Raw genomic sequence first — 811 nt, 5'->3', positions numbered from 1 at the left:
GACGCTACATCGGAAAAGACACATTTGTACGGTGGGCAATCGGGGTCGTTATCGCAGGTTCAGCAACCCAACTTGTTTCACTACTATTTAAAACAGCGTAATAGCATTATATAAATTATAAAATACAATATGTTTGTTCATATAAAAATATTATCTAGATTTTAATAAGAGTCAAATATGCAAAAATTAATTAGTATTCAATCGAAAAGTAACAACAAAATCATCGCATTTTCTGCTGCTATGATTGCGTTCTTTATAAATAGTTCTGCTCATGCACAAGCCAAACCATCGGTTTTAACAAATGCATCGGACGCTCTAACAGCTTTACAGACAGATTTAAAAGTGATTATTCCTGTCGCTGCTGCTGTTATACTTTTATGCTTAGCAATTGGTTACGCAGGCCGCTACATAGAAAAGGATACATTTGTACGGTGGGCAATCGGGGTCGTTATCGCAGGTTCAGCAACCCAACTTGTTACTCTGCTATTTAAAACAGCATAATAATGGCATTAATTATAAATACAATATGTTATCTAGAATTTTAATAAGAGTGAGATATGCAAAGTTTAATTAATCTGAAACCAAAAAGTAACAATAAAATCATCGCATTTTCTGCAGCTATGACTGCGTTTTTTATGGATAGTTCTGCTTACGCCGCCAGCGCAAGCGTTTTACAAAATGCAGAGACAGCTCTAACAGATTTACAGACAGATTTAAAAGTGATTATCCCTATCGCTGCTGCTATTATACTATTATGCTTAGCAATTGGTTATGCAGGACGCTACATCGGAAAAGACACATTTGTACGGTG

At 35.6% G+C, this 811-nt stretch carries 2 protein-coding genes and 1 pseudogene; all 3 read left to right on the top strand.

Going from position 1 to position 811, the window contains the following annotated elements:
* Nucleotides 1-101: pseudogene (locus tag ACFINH_RS10100) on the top strand (conjugal transfer protein); the annotation flags it as partial.
* 76 nt (nt 102-177) lie between these two features.
* Complete coding sequence (gene trwL, locus ACFINH_RS10095; RefSeq protein WP_375633037.1) at nt 178-501, top strand: VirB2 family type IV secretion system major pilin TrwL; 324 nt, start codon at nt 178-180, stop codon at nt 499-501.
* A gap of 56 nt (nt 502-557) precedes the next feature.
* Nucleotides 558-811: VirB2 family type IV secretion system major pilin TrwL (gene trwL / locus ACFINH_RS10090; RefSeq protein WP_375633035.1), on the top strand; the 254-nt coding region annotated here is incomplete at its 3' end.

Source organism: Bartonella sp. AA74HLJMH (assembly GCF_042197045.1).
Taxonomy (GTDB): domain Bacteria; phylum Pseudomonadota; class Alphaproteobacteria; order Rhizobiales; family Rhizobiaceae; genus Bartonella.
The sequence above is the reverse complement of the archived record's forward strand: the minus strand, read 5'-3'. Positions and strand labels throughout refer to the sequence as shown.